General features: G+C 68.7%; 14 protein-coding genes and 1 pseudogene. 9 read left to right on the forward strand and 6 right to left on the reverse strand.

Features of this window, described 5'->3' with window-relative positions:
* The first annotated feature begins 56 nt into the window (after positions 1-56).
* On the forward strand, positions 57-896 hold the full coding sequence (locus tag J7E89_RS30335; RefSeq protein WP_214977665.1) for a class I SAM-dependent methyltransferase: 840 nt from the start codon (positions 57-59) through the stop codon (positions 894-896).
* Between the two features lie 38 nt (positions 897-934).
* Here the strand turns inward: J7E89_RS30335 and J7E89_RS30340 are convergent, their stop codons facing one another.
* Complete coding sequence (locus J7E89_RS30340; RefSeq protein ID WP_214977804.1) at positions 935-1,918, reverse strand: LacI family DNA-binding transcriptional regulator; 984 nt, start codon at positions 1,916-1,918, stop codon at positions 935-937.
* 2,355 nt (positions 1,919-4,273) lie between these two features.
* Positions 4,274-4,864: pseudogene (locus tag J7E89_RS41260) on the reverse strand (NACHT domain-containing protein); the annotation flags it as partial.
* A 431-nt stretch (positions 4,865-5,295) separates the two neighbouring features.
* Between J7E89_RS41260 and J7E89_RS30350 the strand changes: the two are divergent.
* The 8 genes from J7E89_RS30350 to J7E89_RS30385 all read left to right on the forward strand — a co-directional run bounded on the left by J7E89_RS30350 (position 5,296) and on the right by J7E89_RS30385 (position 15,809).
* Entirely contained in the window at positions 5,296-5,979 is a 684-nt protein-coding gene (locus tag J7E89_RS30350) for a CPBP family intramembrane glutamic endopeptidase (protein ID WP_214977666.1), read from the forward strand.
* A gap of 72 nt (positions 5,980-6,051) precedes the next feature.
* A complete protein-coding gene (locus tag J7E89_RS30355; protein ID WP_374196917.1) occupies positions 6,052-8,877 on the forward strand; it encodes a SpoIIE family protein phosphatase in 2,826 nt (941 codons plus the stop codon).
* A gap of 182 nt (positions 8,878-9,059) precedes the next feature.
* Entirely contained in the window at positions 9,060-9,338 is a 279-nt protein-coding gene (locus J7E89_RS30360; RefSeq protein ID WP_214977667.1) for a hypothetical protein, read from the forward strand.
* Positions 9,339-9,456: 118 nt separating this feature from the next.
* Positions 9,457-9,774 carry a carbonic anhydrase gene (locus tag J7E89_RS30365; protein ID WP_214977820.1) on the forward strand — a complete coding sequence of 106 codons (318 nt, stop codon included), beginning with the start codon at positions 9,457-9,459 and terminating at the stop codon, positions 9,772-9,774.
* Positions 9,775-9,866: 92 nt separating this feature from the next.
* Entirely contained in the window at positions 9,867-11,321 is a 1,455-nt protein-coding gene (locus J7E89_RS30370) for a SulP family inorganic anion transporter (protein ID WP_214977822.1), read from the forward strand.
* 179 nt (positions 11,322-11,500) lie between these two features.
* Positions 11,501-11,893, forward strand: a complete 393-nt coding sequence (locus tag J7E89_RS30375) for an MmcQ/YjbR family DNA-binding protein (RefSeq protein ID WP_214977668.1) — start codon at positions 11,501-11,503, stop codon at positions 11,891-11,893.
* A 336-nt stretch (positions 11,894-12,229) separates the two neighbouring features.
* A complete protein-coding gene (locus J7E89_RS30380) occupies positions 12,230-14,254 on the forward strand; it encodes an RICIN domain-containing protein (RefSeq protein WP_214977669.1) in 2,025 nt (674 codons plus the stop codon).
* 226 nt (positions 14,255-14,480) lie between these two features.
* The gene (locus tag J7E89_RS30385; protein WP_214977670.1) at positions 14,481-15,809 is read left to right on the forward strand and encodes an erythromycin esterase family protein; all 1,329 of its coding nucleotides are present in this window, start codon (positions 14,481-14,483) and stop codon (positions 15,807-15,809) included.
* A gap of 38 nt (positions 15,810-15,847) precedes the next feature.
* On the opposite strand, the gene J7E89_RS30390 is transcribed toward J7E89_RS30385, so the two are convergent.
* The 4 genes from J7E89_RS30390 to J7E89_RS30405 are packed head-to-tail and all read right to left on the reverse strand — an operon-like array spanning position 15,848 to position 21,321.
* A complete protein-coding gene (locus J7E89_RS30390; protein ID WP_214977671.1) occupies positions 15,848-17,035 on the reverse strand; it encodes a PLP-dependent aminotransferase family protein in 1,188 nt (395 codons plus the stop codon).
* Positions 17,032-18,066, reverse strand: a complete 1,035-nt coding sequence (locus J7E89_RS30395; RefSeq protein WP_214977672.1) for an isocitrate/isopropylmalate dehydrogenase family protein — start codon at positions 18,064-18,066, stop codon at positions 17,032-17,034. Before J7E89_RS30395 ends, J7E89_RS30390 begins: the two co-directional genes overlap by 4 nt.
* Positions 18,063-20,069, reverse strand: coding sequence for an aconitase family protein (locus tag J7E89_RS30400; RefSeq protein ID WP_214977673.1), 2,007 nt, complete (start codon positions 20,067-20,069; stop codon positions 18,063-18,065). The genes J7E89_RS30395 and J7E89_RS30400 overlap by 4 nt, the downstream gene beginning before the upstream one ends.
* Positions 20,053-21,321: a LeuA family protein gene (locus tag J7E89_RS30405; RefSeq protein ID WP_214977674.1), complete on the reverse strand. Its 1,269-nt coding sequence runs from the start codon at positions 21,319-21,321 to the stop codon at positions 20,053-20,055. Before J7E89_RS30405 ends, J7E89_RS30400 begins: the two co-directional genes overlap by 17 nt.
* Between the last annotated feature and the right edge of the window lie 102 nt (positions 21,322-21,423).

Here is a 21,423-nt window from a genome sequence, read left to right on the forward strand (position 1 = left end):
CCTGGTAGAGGTCTCGTACCAGGGCCGGAGCCCGCAGTCCTCCTACCTTGGCTGACATGACCGAGACGAACGACACTGTCGAGGCCGACCGCGCGATCAAAACCAAGCACCGCAAGATGTGGGCGCTGGGCGACTATCCGGCCGTGGCCACACAGCTGATCCCGGACCTCGGGCCGGCCCTGGTCAAGGCATGTGGCGTACGGAGCGGCCAACGCGTCCTGGACATCGCGGCCGGGTCGGGCAACGCCGCGATCCCCGCCGCCCTGGCCGGCGCGAGCGTCGTGGCGTCCGACCTCACGCCCGAGCTGCTGCAGTCCGGGCGCGCGCTCGCGGCCGAGCGCGGCGCGGAGCTGGAGTGGCGGGAGGCCGATGCGGAGGCGCTGCCTTTCGCCGACGGCGAGTTCGACACCGTCATGTCCTGCGTGGGGATCATGTTCGCCCCGCACCACCGGGCCGCCGCCGACGAACTGATCCGTGTCTGCCGCCCGGGTGGCACCATCGGACTGATCAACTGGACCCCGGAAGGCTTCATCGGCCAGATGTTCGCCACCATGAAGCCGTACGCTCCCAAGCCGCCGCCCGGAGCGCAGCCCCCGCCGCTGTGGGGCCAGGAGGACCACGTCCGCGACCTCCTCGGTGACCGGGTCACGGACGTCGAAGCGCGCCGGCAGACCGTACGGGTCGACCGCTTCAGGAAGCCGGAGGACTTCCGGGAGTACTTCAAGACCAACTACGGGCCGACCATCGCCACGTACCGCAACATCGCGGAGGATCCCGACCGGGTCGCGGCGCTCGACCGCGATCTCGACGCCCTCGCGCAGCGCCATGGCGGCGGGGTGGACAACGTCGTCATGGACTGGGAGTACCTGCTGTTCACCGCCCCTAAGCGCGGCTGAGCCGCCCGGCTTACGGCCTGCGGGTCAAGGCCTGCGGGTCAAGGCGGCGGCGCCGTACTCGCGCGCACCACGAGTCGCGTGGGGACGAGCGTGGTGCCTTTTTCGGTCGCATCGTGACGCATCTGCCGCAGGGCGCCCTCGACGCAGAGTCTTCCCACTTCCGCGAAGTCCTGGTGAACGGTCGTCAGGGGAGGCAGGAAAGAGCCGGCCTCGGGAATGTCGTCGAAACCCACGACGCTGATGTCTTCCGGCACGCTCCGGCCCCGCTCGTGCAGGGCCCGCAGTAGACCCAGCGCCATCTGGTCGTTGGCGGCGAACACCGCCGTGCAGTCCGCCTCTGAAGCGAGTTCCAGGCCGGCCCGGTACCCGGACTCCGCCGACCAGTCGCCCCGTACCGGAGGCGGCGGGGTGCGGCCCGCCTCGGTGAGTTCGGCACGCCAGGCGTCGGTGCGGCGCTGGGCCGCGTAGGACTCCTCCGGACCCGCGAGGTGCCAGACCGTGCGGTGGCCGAGGTCGAGCAGATGGCGCACGGCGGTGCGGGTTCCGCCCGCCTGGTCGGTGTCGACCACGGTATACCGGTCGCCGGCGTCCGAGTCGGCCACGACGACCTGGACGTTCGGCGGCAAGGAGAGGGTCACCGCGTCGAGCAGGTGCACCTCCAGGATGACAATGACGGCGTCCACGGCCAGCTCCCCGAGCCGCGAGAACGCGCCCCGCACCTCGTCCTGCGTGGGGACGGCGACGGGCAGGAGCGTGACCGCGTAGCCCTCGCTCGCCGCGGAGACGGCGATCGCCTCCAGGGTGCGTACGTTGCCTGTGGTGGACAGGCCGAAGGTGATGACGCCGATGGTGCGGAACTCGCCGCGCTTGAGTGCCCGCGCGGCGCTGTTGGGCCGGTAGCCCAACTCCTTCATCGCCGCCAGCACCTGACGCCGGGTCTCTTCCGTCACGCCCGCGTAACCGTTGGACACACGGGAGACGGTCTGCGAGGAGACCCCGGCCACGCGGGCGACGTCCGCCATGGACGCGCTCTGCCTGCGAGCCGCAGCCCGCTTCCTGGTACGTGCTCGCCGGCAGTTGGAGCCCGCTTGCGAAGCGGCTGTACGCACGACCGTACGACCGGGGTCGAGCGGTCCGCGGTCCCGGGTGAGGCACGGCGGCAAGTCCGGCCGGCTCGTGTGCTGGAGGCGCCGTAGCCGGTCTTTGGGCCAGTCGCCCCGCTCGGCCAGGTTGAGCAGCAGGAGGACATCGGCGAGGAGCTGCTGGGCGCGCGGGTGCAGGGAACTCCAGCCGGTGGAGGGGGGAATCCACAGGTGGTGCTTGCGGGCTTCGCCCCGTGGAGCCGTCTGGGAGCCGACGTGGGCGGCGACACCTGACTCGTCGATCCAGAGGAACCGCTCCGGCTGCCGGGTCTCCATGGCCCATACGCACAACTCGGCAGCCGCCTCGACGAAGGGGTGCTGCGGCTCGCCGTCCGGGAGAGCAAGCCACTGTCGTACCTGTTCGGCGGGATCGGAGCCGTGTCCGTGCGCGGGCTGTGTCACCGTGACGCCGTCGGGCAGCGCCCAGAGGGTCAGCGCGTGCAGCAGCGTGAGCCGCGTGAACCAGAACCGGGTGCGCTTGAGCATGTCCCAGGCCTGCCCGCTGAGGTACTCGCGGGCCTCGGGCCGGGCATGCGGATGGCGGTGGCGGCGGTTCGCCGCGTACTTGAAACCTTGAGCCAGAGCCACCTCCACGGTGAGGTCGAGGGCGGGCGCGCCGGCCCCGTCCGGAGCGCCGACCCGCCGCACCCAGCCCTCAAGGAACTCGTACGGCGTGTTCTGGTGGCGGTGCGTGGTGACGGATCCCACGAGCAGGGGGACCAGCCACGCGCACATGGTGTCGTCCCGCCATCTCTGCTCCTCGTCCTCGCGCTCCTTCTCCTCCCGTTTGCGCTCCTCCCGCCGTCGCTTCTCCCGCTCCTTCGCCTCCCGTTTTGTGCGGGCGATGTCACCTTCGGCCCGGCGGTGTCTCCTGTACTCCTCTTCCGCGACGGCCTCCGGTTGCTGGCTCACCCACAGCTCCTCCATCCAGTCCGGGTCGCGTTCCATTCGCGGTTCCTGGACACCCTGCGGCCCGCGCAACCGGGCCTGGAGCACCGCGAAGGGGCTGTCGCCACCCGCCCCGATCTCCTGCGCGATGGCGACCCGGATGGGGTAGGAGGGCTCCAGGCGCGCGATCTCGAAGAGCACCAGATAGGCGGGTTGCAGCGTGCGCCTGCGGGCGACGCCGCGCATCGCCTCGCCGAAGCGGGACACCAACAGCGCCTTGGCGACGCGCAGGGTGTGCGGATCGCGTGCGCGCAGGTCCGGCCAGGCGGTGGCCAGCCGCATGGCGATCAGGTGCTGCTGCGGTGCGGCGTCGACGCTGTCGATCTCCAAGGCGGCCGCGTACAGCTCCAGCGCCTTGGCGTGCAGCGTGCGGCCGACGAGCCGCTGGGCGGCGTCCGAGACCCGACGTTCCGGAGCGTGCAAGCCGGGGGGAACCGCCCGGTGGTCCCGGTCCGTCTGTGCCTGCCACGCCGCGTTCAGCAGGAGGTCGCGGGCGGCGGACACCGGGCACCACGGCTCCCCGTCACCGTGCGCCTCCTCGTGGAGGCACGAGCCCTCGGGCGTACGGGAGTAGAGCACCATGGCGATCAGAAGTTCCCGGCCCGGCTTCCGGAGCGCTGCGGGGAACATGGCAACCGCCCGACGCTTCCTCGGGAAGTCCGGATGAATCACGGCGTTCATGAACCGGGCGCCGAGGTGAGCCTGGATCATGCTGTGCTGGAAGCGGACCCGGTCCCCGCCGAGCTCCAGCAGCCCCATCCGCATACCCCAGTGTGCGGCGAGGCGAAGGTCCAGCCGACTGCCCTCAACCCTTCTGTCCAACTCCAGCACGATCTCGGGAAAGCGGGGACGTGAGGGATTCTGCTCGTCCATGACATCGCTGAAGCGCACCTCGGAGGAGTCCGTGGCCAGCCCGACACAGGCGATCGCCGACAGGTAGTGGATGGCCGCCCGCCGCTCCTCCTGGTTGAGCGGCAGTTCGGGGCGGAACCGCCCGCCGATCAGGGCGTTGATCCAGGTGTCGAGCAGATGGAACCGCAGCGCCGCCCGGTCTCCGCCGCGCGTCTCCACGGCCTCCTCCTCGGACTGGCCGGTGAGGGCGCGTTCCAACAGCCCTTCGTCGTGGAGTTCGGCGGCGATCTGCAGATAGGTGGGCGCCTCGGCGATGCCGGCCTTCTCGACGATCCAGTCCAGCCGCTGCCGGTCCTCCCAGGCGCTGCCGGAGGAGATGTACGTGAGGGCGGCCTCCTCGCTCAGCGGTTCCAGGTCGGTGAGGGAGGCCTCCATCCCCCTCAGTGAGTCGTGCGGCCGTGAGGTGATGATGAGCGGCAGCCGCTCTTCGTTTGCCCGGCGGATCGCCAGCCGGATGATGGTGTCGCGCTCCTCCGCCAGCTCCGGAGCGGTCAGTGCCTCCTCCAGACCGTCCGCGAGTACGACGATCCGTCCTTGCTGGCACAGCCGTCGCCACACCTTCTCCGCCTCGGCATCGGAACGGATGTGCCCCTGCACCTCACGGGAGAACCGTTCGAACGCCAGCTTCCGGAAGTCGAGTTCCTTCTCGGCACTCCGAAGCCGCAGTGGCACGGCAATGGCGCCGCGCCGGGCGAGCTCCTGCGTCAGCAGTACGACCAGCGCTGTTTTGCCGGTGCCGACGCCGCCGACCACGACGTGCGTACGGCGGAACCGGCTGTCCCGCTGGTCCTCCATGAGGATTTCGCAGAGCTGGTCACGCCCCACGACCTTGCCGAAGATTCCGCCCGCCGTCTCCACGAGCTCGTGCGGCTGCTCCCTGGCCTTCTTGAGATACGCCGTGCGCACACGGGTGAAGCGGAAGAAGAGGTACGCGACCGTGGCAAGGGCGAGGGTGAGAAATGGCATGACGACCGTCTGGAGAACGCCACAGGAGAGCTGACTCTTCCTGCAGTGGCCGTCGGCCCACCTGATGGGCGACCAGAACTCGTTGTCCGAGCCCTCCACCAGGGTGACCACGGCCGTGACCGCCAGGAACAGCAGGGTCAGCGCGCCCAAGAAGGTCAGGACGAGCAACGGGACGTACGACCCACGCTTGCGGACCCGCCACTTCCGGGCATGGGGCGCTGTCCGACGATCTCCTCCTCGCGCTCTTCCTCGTGCTGTATTGGCGACAGCAGCAAGAGAAAAGACGAGCCAGGGACTGACACACGAAGTAGCCGGCGTACGGGCAGAGCAGGAGTTGCGCGCGCGAGGCTCCGGAGTCTTCACCCGGAGCTATCGCCGTCCGGCGCGTTGTGCGGGGGACCGCCACGGGTTTCGGCGATTCTGGTACGACGATGCGGATCACTCTGGTCATCGCGGTTCTCGCTGCCGTACAGGTGTGGGGCAATCGGCTCTCGGCCGACTGGTACGTCCCCCTCTGCGTCGCCACGGCCGCCGTTCTCCTGCTGATCGCCCGGTGGGACGGCCTCAGCTGGGTGGACCTCGGCCTCGGGGCCGGCCGTGCCCGCCGGGGACTGCGCTGGGGACTGGTCCTGGTCGGTGCCGTCATCGTGGTCTATCTGCTGGGTCTGGCCGTGCCGTTCACCCGGGAGGCCTTCCTGGACGAACGCGCGGCGGGACTCACCCCGGAAGAGCTGGTTTACCGCGTGCTGGTCCGTGTACCGCTCGGCACCGTGCTGCTCGAAGAGATCGCTTTCCGGGGAGTGGTGTGGGCCATGGTCGAGCGGCGGCGGGGACACGTCTGGGCCACCGCCGTGTCCTCGGTGCTCTTCGGGTTCTGGCACGTGGCGCCCGCGCGGGGACTCACGCGCGCCAACGCGGCAGCCGAAGCGATCTTCGGCACGGGTACGACCGGAGTCGCCCTGTCCGTGGCAGCAGCGGTGGTCGGCACCGCCCTCGCCGGGGTGTTCTTCTGCGAACTCCGCCGCCGCTCCGGCAGTCTCATCCCGCCCGTCGCGCTGCACTGCGCCCTCAACAGCGCCGGCTATGCGCTCGCCTGGGCCGTCGCCCGCTGGTGAGGCGCGGGACTGCCCGGTCGGTGAGCTGCGGCGGTTCGCCGTCACACTCCCCGCGGGTGCTAGAAAAGGTGCGTGGCTAGACTTTTCGGTCGATCCGGGCGTCCGTCGCGCCGGCTGTCCGCTCCGGACGCCGACGGCTCGGACCACAACGAAAACCACGCTGCGAAGCAGCACGCGCCACCCCGCTCTCCCTGGCGGCGGCTGCGCTCCCTGCTGACGGTACGCAGCCTCGCCGGTCAAGTCTTCGCGCTGCAAGTCATGGTCGCGCTACTGCTGGTTGTCGCGGCCGTGGTGGCCCTGGTGCTGCAGGCGGAGCGCGACAGCACGCGGGAGGCCCGCAACCGGTCGCTCGCGCTCGCCGAGACGTTCGCGCGGGCGCCCGGGGTGGTGCGGGCGCTGGACAGCGCGGATCCGACAGCGGAGTTGCAGCCGAGGACCGAAGAGATCATGAAGCGGACCGGCGTGGACTACATCGTCGTGTTCAGTACGTACGGCGTCCGCTTTACCCATCCCGACCCCGACCTGATCCGCGAGCACGTCGTCGGCACGTACGAAGAGGCGCTGGAAGGCCGGACGGAAACGACGACCTTCACCGGCAGCCTGGGGCCGGCCGTGGACACCACCACCCCGATCTCCCGGCCGGACGGATCCATCGCCGGCATTGTCTCGGTCGGCATCACCGTCGAGACGGTGGAAAGCGCGGTGGACCAGCAGTTGCCGGTGCTCATGGGGACGGCGGCGGGGGCGCTTGCGCTGGCGGCGGGTGGCACGGCGCTGGTGGCGCGTCGGCTGCGGCGGCAGACGCACGGCCTGGGTGCAGTGGAGATGACCCGCATGTACGAGCATCACGACGCGGTGCTGCACGCCGTGCGCGAGGGCGTGCTGATCACCGGCGCTGACGGGCGGCTGCTGCTGGCCAACGACGAGGCCCGGCGGTTGCTGGACCTGCCGCAGGACGCGGAGGGTCGGCGGGTGTCGGAGCTGGGGCTGGACGGGGCGACGGCGGAGCTGCTGGCATCGGGTGACGCGGTGACCGACGAGGTGCGTCTGGCGGGCGACCGGCTGCTGGCGGTGAACAAGCGGCCGACTGAGCCGTACGGGGGGCCGGTGGGCAGTGTGCTGACTCTGCGGGACTCCACGGAGCTGATGGCGCTGACGGGCCGGGCGGAGGTGGCGCGGGAGCGGCTGACGCTGCTGTACGAGGCGGGGGTTCGGATCGGCACCACGCTGGATGTGGTGCGTACGGCGGAAGAGCTGGCGGAGGTCGCCGTCCCGCGCTTCGCCGACATCGTGACGGTGGAGTTGCTGGACCCCGTGCTGCGCGGCGACGAGCCGACCGGCTCCTTCACCGAGATGCGCCGCGCTGCTGTCGCCGGCATCCGGGGTGACGGGCCTCTCCAGCCGGTCGGCGACCTCATCCGGTTCGTCGCGCCCACCACTGCGATGGCGACCGCCCTCACGGCCGGCCAGGCCCAGCTCGTCTCCGATCTGACCACCGCTCAGGGATGGCGGGCACAGGACCCGGAGGGTGCCGACGAAGCCCTCGCGTACGGCATCCACTCTCTGATCACGGTTCCGTTGCAGGCTCGCGGTGTGATCCTCGGGATGGTGAACTGCTGGCGGGCGGACAGGGCCGAGCCGTTCGACGAGGAAGACGTGTCCTTCGCCGAGGAGCTGGCCGCGCGGGCGGCGGTGTCCATCGACAACGCCCGCCGTTTCACGCGCGAGCACGCCATGGCCGTCACCTTGCAGCGCAGCCTGCTGCCCCGCGGCGTGCCCGAGCAGAACGCCCTGGACGTCGCCTGGCGCTATCTGCCCGCGCAAGCCGGAGCGGGCGGCGACTGGTTCGACGTCATCCCGCTGCCCGGTGCCCGGGTCGCGCTCGTGGTCGGCGATGTCGTCGGTCACGGTGTGCATGCCGCCGCCACCATGGGCCGCCTGCGCACCGCCGTGCACAACTTCTCCGCCCTCGACCTCCCGCCCGGCGAACTCCTCGGGCACCTCGACGAGCTCGTCACCCGTATCGACCAGGACGAAGGGGCCAACGGCGACGGAATCACGGGGGCCACCTGCCTGTACGCCATCTACGACCCGGTCACCGGGGCATGCAGCGTGGCCCGCGCCGGGCACCCCGGCCCTGTGCTGGTGCATCCCGACGGGAGCGTGGGCTTCCCGGACGTACCCATCGCCCCGCCGCTGGGACTGGGCGGGACCATGCCGTTCGAGACCACCGACCTGCGTCTGGCTGAGGGATCCCGCCTGGTCCTCTATACCGACGGCCTGGTCAAGGACCGGAACCGTGACATCGACGCCGGACTGGAACTGCTCCGTACTTCCCTGGCCGCCACCGGGGACCGCGACCCGGACGCCACCTGCGAGGGCGTGATCGACACCATGCTCCCCGAACGCGCCAGTGACGACATCGCCCTGCTGGTCGCCCGCACCCGCCTGCTGGATCCCGGGCAGATCGCCGTGTGGGATGTGCCCGCAGACCCGGCCGCTGTCGCCCCGGTGCGCGCCCAGTGCGGTGCGCGGCTGCGGGAGTGGGGCCTGGAAGAGATCGGCTACACCACCGAACTGATCCTCAGTGAGCTGATCACCAACGCCGTCCGCTATGCCTCGCCGCCCATCCGCGTACGGCTGTTGCGCGATCGCAGCTTGATCTGCGAGGTCTCCGACGGCAGCAGCACCTCACCGCATCTGCGCCGTGCGGCGACCACCGACGAGGGCGGTCGCGGGCTGTTCCTGATCGCACACCTCGCCCACCGCTGGGGTACCCGCTACACCCCCGAAGGCAAGGTCATCTGGACCGAACAACCCCTCCACGACGGCACGGCCACCACCGGAGAATCCCTCGCCGACCTCTTCCTCGGCGCGTGGGACGAAACCGCTCTGTGACCCGTGCGCAACTGGGGTGACCCGCGGTATCCCCGCCATACGGCGGCTGTCAAGAGGTGTGACGCTCACGAATGTTTAACGAATCACAGACTTTTGCGCCTTCGTGGTGTCACAGTGACTCAAGAGGCTGGAGTTACTGACCAGTTGGGCCAACCGTCCATGACTGAAGTCGGGGAGGGACCGTGACACGGCGAAACGCGGCACTGGACGCACGTGCCGCACTGTGCGGCCTGTTGCTCGCGGTCACGCTGCTCTGCGAGGTAGTCCTGGCGGCCGCCGGGGGAGTGGAGTTGAGCGCCGGAGGGACTTCCCGAAAGGCGACCTCCCTACCCGATTCGCCCGGCGAGTCCAGGGCCGATCAGGACCCTCTGGACAAGCTGCCCCTTCGCAACGGCGGCCGGCACAACAGCCCGCCGACCGCCCAAGCCCCGCCCACAGGCGGTCACCCCTCCCCGGCCTGACAGGTGACGGCGGCCCCGCCGCCTCCTCGGCGCACGGGGCACCACCCCCCGGTACCCCCGGAGCTCGCCCTGCAGCACGGCCCGCCGTTCTGCAGGTGTTCAGCCTGGCGTCGCCGACATCGTCATCTGCGGCCATTCCCACTGCGGTGCCGTCGGTGCGATGGTGCGCCGCGAAGACCTCTCCGCCGTCCCCGCGGTGCGCGGCTGGCTGGAGAGCGCGTCACCGCCGCCCCTCTTCGACGGCCACTCGTCCCCGGCCATCGCCGAGGCCGTCCAGCACCACGTGCTGCGCCAGCTCCGGCGGTTGCGCGACTACCCGTGCGTCGCCCGCAGGACCGCGGAAGGACGACTGAACCTGCACGCCTGGTTCTACGAGATAGACACCGGCTCCGTGCTCGCCCACGGGCCGCACGACGACGCGTTCCTTCCGCTGTGAGCGCCGCCGACACCCGCGAACGCGGGAACCGCGGGCGCCACCGGCGGGCGGCGCCGCAGCGCGCGGACGCCGAGCGGCCCTCCGCCTCGACCCTGCGATCCGACCTCACCGCATCCGTCGTCGTCTTCCTCGTCGCCCTGCCGCTGTGCGTGGGCGTGGCCGTGGCCTCCGGTGTTCCGGCGGAACTCGGCCTGGTCACCGGCATCGTCGGCGGGCTCGTCACCGGACTGCTCCCCGGGAGCAGCCTCCAGGTCAGCGGACCGGCAGCGGGGCTGACCGTCCTCGTCCTCGAAGCCGTCACCGATTTCGGCCTCGGGGCCCTGGGTGTCTTCGTCCTCACGGCGGGCGTACTCCAGCTGGCCATGGGCGCGCTGCGGCTGGGCCGCTGGTTCCGCGCCATTTCCATCGCCGTGGTGGAAGGGATGCTGGCCGGGATCGGCCTCGTCCTGATCGCCGGTCAGCTGTACGCCATGGCCGACGCGAAGGCGCCCGGCTCGGGCCCCGCCAACCTGCTGGGCCTGCCCGAGCTGATTTTCCGTACGGCCCGCTCGCCCGAGGCGGTGACCGCGTTCGCGCTCGGCGCGGCCACCGTCGTACTGATGGCCCTGTGGAAGCACCTGCCGCCAAAAGTCAGGCTGGTCCCCGCACCGCTGGCCGCCGTGGCGCTGACCACCTCCGTTGTGGCGCTGTTCGCGCTGCCCGTGAAGCGGGTCGACGTACAGGGGCTGCTGGGCGCGATCCGGCCACCGTCACTCGACGACCTCGGCCACATCACGGATGCAGGAGTGGTCGGGGCGATCGGCACGGTCGTGGCCATCACGCTCATCGCGTCGGCGGAGAGTCTGTTCAGCGCCGCTGCCGTCGACCGGCTGCACAGCGGCCCCGGCACCGACTACGACAAGGAGTTGATGGCGCAGGGCGCGGGCAACGCCCTGTGCGGAGCCCTCGGGGCGCTGCCGATGACCGCGGTCATCGTGCGCAGCGCGGCCAATGTGCAAGCGGGTGCCCGGACCAAGGTGTCGCGAGTGATGCACGGCGTATGGCTGCTGCTCTTCGCGGCGCTCGTGCCGGCCGCGCTCGGCCTCATCCCGGTCGCCTCACTCGCCGGCATCCTGATCTACTCCGGCTGGAAGCTCATCCCGCTGAAGGAGCTCGGGCCACTGTGGCGCGAGCACCGCGGGGAGGCGCTGATCCTGGTGGCGACTGCGATCGCCATTGTCGCGACGAACATGTTCGAGGGCGTGCTGGCCGGGCTGCTGCTCGCCGTCGCCAAGTCGGCGTGGGAGACGTCGCACGTCCAGGTGCACGTGGATGAGGGCTCCGACCGGAACGGCCCCCTGCGTGTGGTCCTCTCCGGCAATGCGACCTTCCTGCGGCTGCCCCGGATCCTCGACACCCTCGAAGGACTGCCGAAGGGCCGGCATATCGAGCTCGACCTGCTCGACCTGCGGCACCTCGATCACGCGTGCAGTACGGCCCTCACCAACTGGGCCGACCGGCACAACAAGGGGGAAGGAGCGACCCGCGTGCTGATGCCCGCCGCCTGACCTCGTTCAGTACGGGCCCCCTCCCACGCAGACCCGCACCGACCGGTGCGGGTCTGCGTGGGGTGTTCGGGAACCGGCCGTTCCGTAGCTGCTCCTACGGGATGCTCTCGCCCGCTGGGGCTAGCTTGAGGAGCGGCTGTCCGTGCGGGCAGTGCGACCTGCGGTAGGAGGAGGCGTCGATGAAGGCTGCGGTGCGCAAGTGGGAGGCGGTGCGGGAGTTCGCTCTCGGACTGCCGGAAGCCGTGGAAGAGTTCCCCTGGGGCCCCGAGGACTGTGTAGTGAAGGTCAACAAAAAGATCTTCGTCTTTCTCGGCAACACGGACGGCCCCCAGCCCCCCGGTCTGTCCGTCAAGCTGAAGGATCCAGCGCTGCACGAGCACGCGATGACCGCGCCGGGGGCCGAGCCCACCGGTTACGGACTCGGCAAGGCGGGCTGGGTCTCCGTACCACTGGGGGAGAAGGGAGCGCCGACGGCCGAGGTGCTGTGCGAATGGGTGGAGGAGAGCTACCGGACCGTCGCCCTCAAGCGACAGGTCAAGGAACTCGACGCACGGATCGAGGCAAACGGCTAGACGAGCCACGAGGGTTTCGAAAACGGGTGCGAGTGCTGCGAGTTGCTCGCGTATCCGGCTTTCTTTGCGTGAATGGAAGTTACTCCGGCGTCTTGTTCCTCATGAGTCACTTGTGCAAGGGTGAACTTCCTCACGTGTGGTCAATGGTCAGGCTTGTTTCAGCGATCGAACCCCTCATGCCGGTCAGCCCAAAAGGCGCTCAGTCGTGCTGCTGTGACTCCGGTAAAAGGGTGCTTTCTCCCCGTCACGCGGACTTGGTATGCACCAATCACGGGCCGATTTCCGGCGACCAGAACTTCTCTGTGCCATTTTGCGCCTTGGAAGGAAAACAGTTCTGTGCACACCCCCCACCCCCCACGCCCGCCCTACCCTCCTGGTTCCGGCGCCGCTCCGGGTGAATCCGACGAGAGCCTCGCCGCCCAGTTGCGAGCGCGGCCGGAGAGCGAGACGGCACATGCCGTCGCGATGCTCCTCGCCCGGCACTGGAAGCCGGCTCGCGACTACGCGGCCATCTGCCTCGCTTCCTCGGCGGACATCGCGTCACAGGTCACCACGGCGGCCTGCCACCAGATGCTGGAGCGCCTCGTACGGGGAGAGTGGGCAGCGGCCCTGCGTCCCCGGCTCCTGGTGGCCGTAGGCGACACCGTCAAGGGGTGGGCCGCAGATCACCGCATATCCGCTTCCATGCCGGAACTGCAGAAACCGACAGGAGGCCGCGGCATGCGCGCGGCGCAGCCCAAGGCGGCCGAAAGCCGCAAGCTCGCCGATCACTCGTTCCGGGCATTGCCGGGAGCCGCGCAGTGCGTGCTGTGGCACGTCGAGGTCGAGGCCGAGCCCATATCCGTACCGGCTGGTCTGCTGGCCATGGATACCGACACGGCGTCGGCCCTGCTCGAACAGGCCCGCAAGCAATTCCGCGCGGGTTGCGTCCGCGCCCAAAGGGAACTCGCACCGAGCCAGGAATGCCGCTACTACACCCGTCTGATAGATGTACCGATTCGCCGCGGCGGCGCCCTGCTCCCGGATGTCGAAACGCATCTGCTGAAGTGCCGTCACTGCCGCTACGCCGCTGAGCAACTCGGCTATTTCGAAGACCGGCTGGGCCTCCTGCTGGCCGAAACGGTGCTCGGCTGGGGCGCCCGGCGCTATCTCGACTCGCGGCCGGGCCGCAGCGCCCATGGAGTTGGGGTGGACGCTGGAGCCACCGTTCGCCACGGTGCCAGGCGCCCGGGAGCCGGACGCCACCGTCTGCTGCCCCACATCACCGCGCCAGGCGCTCAGTTCACACCACCGACGCGCCATGCGAAGGTCTTGCTCACCAGCCTTGGTCTGGTCTCGGCCGCCCTCCTGACCGCCGTGCTGGCCACCAGCCTCTCGCCGGACCACGGAAACGGCGACGATGCCGGGCCCGCGGCCTCCACGGCTGCGAGCGACAGCCACGCCACCGCGCCGCACCCCACGTCCGAGGCCCCGCCCCCCGACTCGACCGCGACCGCCCCCACCGCCCCCACCACTTCCGCCGGATTCCCCGGGGCTCCTCTGCGGACGAAGCTTCGCAATGCCGCGGCGGACCTGTGCCTCGACATCCGCGGCGGAAAGCCGAAGCCCGGTGCCTTGACGAAGCTGGCGATGTGCTCGTCGGCCAGGAACCAGCAGTGGTCGTACGAGGACGACGGCCTGCTGCGCAGTCTTGCGGACCCGGAACTCTGCCTTGATTCCCATGCGGACGAGGGCCTGATCATCCTCGCCAAATGCGCGGGGCCCTCTGCGCCGCGCGCCGATGACGTGCGCTACGACCTGACCGTACGAGGGGAACTGCTGCCTCGGTGGAACGAGGGACTGGTGCTCACCCCTGCGTCTGTGGACAAGGACGTGGACGTAGTGGTCAAGATTCGTAATGGGTCCGCAGAACAGCGGTGGCTGCTCGACTCCTCGACAGCGGCCACAGGATCCCGGTCGAGCTCCGGAACGCCTCCGTCCTCGGAGCGTGTCTCTACCGACGTGCCCCCTGCCGAAGAGGGCTGCACCGCGTCGAAGTGCACGTCTTCCTCACCAGGCGGCAAGAAGGACAAGCCGAAGGAGCCGGAGGCTTCGAGCGAGGAGGTCCCGCCGGGGCATTACGGCAAACGGCGTGCGGAGGCCGGAGGCTGCGGGGGACCGGAGTCCGTGGCGCCGCCCCATGGCGGCGACAACAACTGGCCTCTCGTAAAGCGAGTCAAGGACGTGGAAGCGCATCTCCCGCATCACGCCGTCGATGTGGGAGACAAGCCGATTTTGTCCGGCCGTGACGGCCGCGTCCATGACCGGCCAGTGCGGCAGGCCATGGTGGCCACGGGCCTCTACAAAGGCGGCGGAAGATGAACTCCGGACAGCCGTAGGCAAGTTGTTCAACCCATGATCCCTCCCGGGGGTGCTTCATCGAAGCGCCTCCGGGACAACCGCATGACGGGGAACGTCATTGGCTGATCTCCTCCGTGACTCGACCGCCCTTCCGGTTTAGTGGGGGGCCGGGAGTGGGGTTATACGTGGGGATGTTGGGGGGTGTACCGGATGTGCATGACGTTCGTCGGTGGCACAACCTTGCCGTATGAAACGTCACCGGTCGGCACTCTTCCTGGTACTGCTGCTCTGTGCGGTGGCCCTGGTCACTGCCGCGTTCTCACCGCCGGAGCAGCGAGCTCTTCCCGCGATGGAAGGCGCTGCCCGCCCGCTGCGCACCACCGAGCCCCACGGTGACCTGAACGACCTGCGGCCCTTCGGCCAAATGGTGGGCAACGCGCAGGTGGTGGGGATGGGGGAGGCGACTCACAGCTCGCATGAATTCTTCACGATGAAACATCGGGTCCTGCGTTATCTGGTCGAGCACATGGGCTTTCGGGCCTTCGCGCTGGAGACGAGCTGGAGCAGCGGCCTGCGCATCGACGAGTATCTGCTGACCGGCGAGGGCGATCCGAGGCAGATCATGCGGGAGGAATTCCAGGACACCTACGCGTGGTGGAACACCGAGGAATATCTGGCGCTGGTCCAGTGGATGCGCGCGTACAACGTCCGTCACCCTCGTGACCGGCTGCGCTTCGTGGGTGACGACTTTGCTTATGCTGGGCCGGATCTCTACGACAAGGTGCTTGCATATGTGGGCAAGGCCCACCCGGCGCTACTGCCCCGCTTCACCGAGCTGTACCGGGGACTGCGGCCGACCACCACAGCCGGCAAGTACATGAAGGAGTACCTCACCCGCCCGCTGGCCGAACGTCGGAGCATGGCGACAAGGACCGAACGCGCCATGGTCCTGCTCAAACGCCATCCGGTGAGTGCCCAGGCGCGGAAGGGCACCTACGCCTGGGCCGTACAGAATGCGACCGCCATCGCCCAGACCGCCCGAGGCTACGCATTCGACTTCGAGGATCAAGAGCAGGTCAAGGAGTCCATGCGTTTCCGGGACCAGCTCATGGCGGACAATATTGCCTGGTGGCATGCGCACACGGGGCAGAAAATCCTGCTGTCGGCCCACAACGCGCACGTCTCCTACCGGCCGTCCGATCCGCGTTACCCCAAAATGCAAGGCGCCTTCCTGCGCGATCGGTTCGGCAACGATTACGTGAGTGTCGGCTCGACCTTTGGCCGAGGATCCTTCAACGCGACCGGTCCCAACGAGGAAACGGGCGTCTACACGCTCGGGCCTGCCGCACGAGGGAGCACCGAGCACCTCCTCGACCAGGTGAACCCCCGCGACTTCGCCATGGACCTGCGTACGGTTGCGAAGGCGGCGCGCGCATGGCTGGTTACCGCCCGCCCCACTCGGAGCATCGGTACTTCCTATCCCGAGCCGGTGCAGCGCATCGCGCCGGCGCGGTCGCACGACATCCTCATCCACCTGCATCGGGTCCGTCCCGCCAGGCTATTGGCGGTTCCGTAACGGCGCCCCAGGCGCCCCAGGTCGACCTCCCGCTCCGGTTACCGGAAGACCTGGGCGAGCCTCTTCACACCCTGCTCAATCTGTGCCGGACCATGTCCGGCGAAGGACATTCGCAGCGTGGCCGGGTCGGCCTGTCCCGCGAAGAACGGGGCTCCCGGAACGTAGGCGACGTCATGGGCTATGGCCTCGGGCAGCAGAGCGATCGCGTCGTAGCCGTCGGGCAGCCGGACCCAGATGAACATTCCCCCATCGGGCCTGCTGCAAGTGCTGCCGGACGGCAGCGCGTGTGCGAGCGCGCCGAGCATCGCGTCACAGCGCTCCCGGTAGGCGTACGAGGCGCGCACCAGGCGCGCGTCGAGGTTGTGTTCCCGCAGGTAGTGCGCGGCGGCCGCCTGGTCGACCGTGGATGTGTGCAGATCGAGGGCCTGCTTGGCCAGCGTGCACACGCCGCGCAACGCCGCCGGGGCGCGCATCCATCCCAGTCGCATGCCGGGAGACAGGATTTTGGACAGGCTCCCCAGCAGCACGGTGCGGTCCGCGGCGTCATCCAGCGACGCGATCCACGGCACATGCTCGCCGCGGAACCGCAGTTCGCCGTAAGGGTCGTCCTCGGCGATCCACAGCCCCCGTTCGGCGGCGATGCGCGCGACCGCCCGGCGACGCTCGATGGGAAGCATGTGGCCGGTGGGGTTCTGGAAGGTGGGGACCAGGTACAGCAGTTTGGGACGTACCTCGGCCACGATCCGCGCCAGAGCCTCGACATCGACCCCTTGGTCGTCGGTCGGCACCGGGACGACTCGCGCGCCCGCGTAGGCGAAGCACTGGAGAGCCGCCAGATAGGTGGGGTTCTCGACCAACACCGTGTCGCCGGGTTCGAGTAGCGCGGTCGCCAGTAGCGCCAACGCCTGTTGCGACCCGGTCGTCACCAGCAGGTCCTCGGCACGGGAGGGCAGCTGCCGGGCGGACAGCCGGGCAGCGACGGCCTCGCGCAGCCGAGGGTCGCCTTCCGTGGTCGAGTACTGGAGGACGCGGTGCGGGGATTCTGTCAGCACATGGTCGTACGCCGCGCGAATTCCCTCGACATCGAGGAGTTCCGAGGCGGGCAGGCCGCCGGCGAAGGAGATCACCTCGGGCCGGGCCGTCAGGGCGAGTGCCTCGCGGATGACGGAGCCCCCGGCCGTGGCGGCCCGGGCGGCGAACACGGGAGGAGCGACGCGAGTGTTCATGACGTCCGGTTGTCCGTCCCACGCTTGAGCAACGCCACCACCTGGTCCATGAACCGGCCGGTGGTTCCCTGTCCACCGAGGTCGGGGGTAGCCGCATCACCCCGCGACGCCTCGATCACACAGCTGCGGAACCGCTCGGCCGCCTGGCTGTGCCCGAAGTGGTCCAGCATCAGCGCAAGCGACATCGCCGCGGCATAGGGGTTCGCGATGCCCTTGCCGGCGATGTCGGGAGCGCTGCCGTGCACCGGCTCGAACAGTGCGAAGCCCGTCTCGGGGCAGATGCTCGCGCTCGATGCCAGGCCGAGGCCGCCCATCAGGGCCGCACCGATATCGCTGATGATGTCTCCGAAGAGATTCGACGCCAGGATGCCTTCGTACGGCGTCGCGTCTCGCACCAGGTTGTAGCAGAAGGAGTCGACGTACTCTTCGGAACCCGTCAGCTCCGGGAAGTTTCGCAGTTCCCGCCGGAACACGTCCTGCCAGAGACCCCCGGTGTTCGGTACGGCGTTGGACTTGTGTACCAGGGTCACCTTCCGCCGCCCCTTGTCCCGGAGTTGGCCGAGACAGAAGCGTACGAACTTCTCGACGGTCTCCCGGGTGTATACGCACTCGTCGATCGCCACGTCGACGGTTCCCGCGCGGGCGACCGTGCCGCCGATGCCCACGTAGAGCCCCTGGGTGTTCTCGCGGTAGAGGTCGATGACCCCGCTCGGCAGGGTGATCGGGCGGTAGTTGACGTAGAGGTCGAGTCCCTTGCGCATCCCCAGCAGGATGTCGCGGCCATGCACCATGTCCGGAATGCGAGGGTCACCCAACGCGCCCAGGAAGACGGAGTGGTACTCGCTCGAGAGCAGGTCGATCGCCCCGGCGGGCAGGCCGATGCCCGTGTCGAGCCACTCGTCGGCCCCCCAGGTGAAAATCTCGTATTCAAGGCCGAGTTGGTATGCCTCGCCGAGGTATTCCAGGGCGGGCAGGACTGCCGGAACTACTTCCTTGCCGATTCCGTCACCGGGAACCACTGCGATCTTCATGATTGCGTCCGTGTATTGAGCGTATTGAGCATGTCCTCAACCGAGCTGAGGCGGCCGGCGATCGCGGTGGCGGCCACAACATAAGGAGAAGTCAGATAAACCTGACCCGGCCCCGACCGGCCGGGGAAATTCCGGTTCTGCGCGCTCACCGTGACCTCGTCCGGGCTTTCCGAGACACCCGGCCCGGCGTTGATGCAGGCCCCGCAGGAGGGCGGCAGCACACTGACGCCGACCTCCCCGAAGAGCTCGATGTAGCCGCGGTCGACCGCGTAGCGCATGACGGCCTCGCTGCCCACCTGGATATAGGCCTGTACGCCGTCGGGTACGGTCGCACCTCGCGCGCGAGCCTGCTCGAAGACGCTGGCGTACATGTCCATGTCGTACGCCTTGCCGCCGGTGCAGGACCCGCCGTACACCTTGTCGACCTTGATGTCCGCGTCAACAGAGGCCAGCGGAACGGAGTTTCGCGGGTCTCCGGGGAGGGCCACCATCGGCTCGACCCCGGCCAGCTCGATGTCCACCACCGCGGAGTACGTCGCTTCCTGATCGGAGAGTACGGCCGTGCCGGCGGACGCCCCCGGGCCGCGCAGCGCCAGGTGTGCGTGGGTCACCTGGTCCGGCTCGAACATAGCGGTCATGCCGCCCGCCTCCACCGCCATGTTGCACAGCGTGGCGCGCTCATCGAGATTCATCGACGCGCAACCGGGACCGCTGAAGACGATGACCTTGCCCAGCGTCTGGCTGCCCTGGATCATCGGGTGCGCCAACAGCGCCAGCATGAGGTCCTTCGCGCACACGCCCGGTCTCAGCTCGCCCAGCAGGTTGACCTGGATGACCGCCGGGACCTTCACCAAGATCTCACGGTTGTACCACGAGTTGGCGATGTCGGTGGCCCCAACGCCGAAGGCGAAGGCACCCACGGCGCCCGCCGTGCAGGTGTGGCTGTCGGTCCCGATGATCACGTCACCCGGGCGGGCGACGTTCTCGACGATGTAGTTGTGACAAATCGCGCGACTGCCCCCGGTATCCGCGGGGCCGATGAAGTTCCCGCCGCTCAGGGTCGCGAACTCCTCCTGCCGCTTGCCGAGGTTCTCCACCCGCTCGATCAGCTCCAGGCCGTTGGCGCGCCGCTTGAGAACGGGCTCCGCCAGCGAGAGGTGGTCCTGGAAGAAGTAGCAGGACTCGGGACCGGCCAGGGCGGCATCCGCGCCGAACTGCTGGGCGAACATGCCGGCGGCCATCGGAGTCACGTACTCGTGCGAGAACCTGACGTCCGCCTCGACGAAGTACGACTCCCCGATCCGTACGGTGGCGTCCTCGGGGCACTCGTTACGGGACGAGAGGCGGCTCTGAATGATCTTCTCGACGGCGTTCAGTGGGCGCGCCGGAGCGAAATCGGGCTTGATCGGGGACTGTGTTCCCCTACGGGTCTCGCGGTTGAACCCGAACAGACCGCCCAGGTCGATGATGGCGCGTTCGATGTCGTTGGCCCGGCGGGTGAAGGCGTCCAGCGGCAGTTCCTCGCCCGCCAGCAGGGCGTCCAGGACGGTGAAGTCGTCGCAGGTGATGATGCCGACATTGCGGCAGTTCTGCTGGTAGATCCGCTCGAAGGACCGGGCGAAGACGATCTCGACGCCGGCGTATTTCTCGGCGTAGACCGCGTGCTCCCGGGAAGAACCGCAGCCCTTTGCCTCACCGCTGACGATGATCTGTGGAGCGAACGCCTTCACCGCGCCTTGGCCGAACTTCTTGTCCCGCAGGCCCAGATAGGCGTACTCGCCGAGCTTCTCGTCGTACCAGTAGCAGCACCAGCCGGGGATGATCTCGTCGGTCGAGATGTTGTTCATCAGCGGGGCACGCAGCAGCTCCGCAGGTGTCGCCGTGCTGCTGCCGTCCAGCTGCGCAGCGAACAGGTCCGTGTCCTCCGTGACGACCAGAAGGTTGCCGCTGAGACTGATGTTACGGGTGCGGCTGCCGCCGGTCGGTTCACTCAGCGTTCGCAATGATCTGCCTTATCTGTTCGTCGGTCAGCGGACCACGGCTCGACTTCGCCTTCGCCAGTACCTTCTTGATGAAGGTGCTGTTGTCGCTGTCGTAACCGTGCACCGTCAGCCAGTACTTGACGTTGTTCGCACCGGATGCCTCGTCGATGAGCACTTCCTGCTCACGGCCCAGATAGCTGGCCGGGACGCTGGAGTAGACCGAGTCCTTCACCAGCAGATTGCCCTTTTCGTGGGCCTTGAGGATGGCGGAGGCGTGCACCCCGGCACTGGTCTTGAAGACGTCCCGGCCCAGCGCCGGGTAGTTCTGCGGGACCTCGACGCCCAGCACGGACGCCGCGTAGTCGGAGTACTCGCGCAGCGCCTTCAGGTCGTAGCGGCCGTGCTCGTCGAGGTGGCTGTTGACCATGAGCTGGTCGAGGGAGGTGTTTCCGGCTCGCTCTCCGATGCCCAGGATCGTGCCGTGTACACGCTCGCAGCCGTGGGCGAGGGCGGCCAGCGAGTTGGCCAGTGCCAGGCCGCGGTCGTTGTGTCCGTGCCACTCGAAGGCGACTTGGTGGCCCCGGTCCTGGAAGTACTGCTGTGACCATTGGAGGAGCGATTCGACGCCGTCGGGTAACGCCGCGCCGACGGTGTCGCACAGGGTCACCCGCCGCACTCCTGTGTCAATGGCGACGTCGTACACCTGGCCCAGCACTTCTGGAGTGCACCGCACCGCGTCCTCCAGGACCAGCACGAACTCTGCCCCGCCGCGCCGGCATTCGACCACGGACTCGCGGATGTGGCGCTGGATGAGCTGGATGTCCCAGTCCTCCACGTACTGCCGGATGGGGCTGACACCGATGAAGATGTACGCGTCCACGGACACCCCCACCTGTTGGGCTATCTCGCAGATCGCGTTGATGTCCGAGGGGTGGGTGCGGCCCGCGTATCCCTGGGAGAGGGGGTGGCCGCTGCGCACGATGTGCTGGGCGATGTCCACACATGTCCGCAGGGCGGCTGGGTCCGAGCCGGGGAACCCCAGGTCTGCGGAGGTAACGCCGGACCGGACCATGTGGTCCACCAGTCTCAGCTTCTGCTCCAGTGAGGGATTGCGGATGTTCGGAGCCTGGAGTCCGTCGCGCAGGGTCTCATCGAAAAAGGTCCCCGAATAGGGCGGCGCCGGCGCCGGCTGCTGTGCCGCCACCCGGATGGCGTTCCAATTGAACCAGACATCGGGGCTCGGACTAGAGCTGTCGGCAGTTCTTCCGTTCACTGCGATCTCCGCGTTTCTTGAAATGCGGGTGCCCCGCACAATCGACTGGCGTGGTCTGCAAATCGCGGAACTGCGCCGGGGGCAGGGCAAGAATGAAAAGTC

Origin of the sequence: Streptomyces sp. ISL-100 (genome assembly GCF_018614615.1) — a bacterium.
Taxonomy (GTDB): domain Bacteria; phylum Actinomycetota; class Actinomycetes; order Streptomycetales; family Streptomycetaceae; genus Streptomyces.

What these genes read in the sequence shown, in the direction of transcription:
- J7E89_RS30375 (WP_214977668.1), top strand. Translation starts at nt 11,501, where the DNA reads ATGAAGGCTGCGGTGCGCAAGTGGGAGGCGGTGCGGGAGTTCGCTCTC.
- J7E89_RS30340 (WP_214977804.1), bottom strand. Translation starts at nt 1,918, where the DNA reads ATGGCGGACGTCGCCCGCGTGGCCGGGGTCTCCTCGCAGACCGTCTCC.
- J7E89_RS30335 (WP_214977665.1), top strand. Translation starts at nt 57, where the DNA reads ATGACCGAGACGAACGACACTGTCGAGGCCGACCGCGCGATCAAAACC.
- J7E89_RS30385 (WP_214977670.1), top strand. Translation starts at nt 14,481, where the DNA reads ATGAAACGTCACCGGTCGGCACTCTTCCTGGTACTGCTGCTCTGTGCG.
- J7E89_RS30350 (WP_214977666.1), top strand. Translation starts at nt 5,296, where the DNA reads ATGCGGATCACTCTGGTCATCGCGGTTCTCGCTGCCGTACAGGTGTGG.
- J7E89_RS30395 (WP_214977672.1), bottom strand. Translation starts at nt 18,066, where the DNA reads ATGAAGATCGCAGTGGTTCCCGGTGACGGAATCGGCAAGGAAGTAGTT.
- J7E89_RS30390 (WP_214977671.1), bottom strand. Translation starts at nt 17,035, where the DNA reads ATGAACACTCGCGTCGCTCCTCCCGTGTTCGCCGCCCGGGCCGCCACG.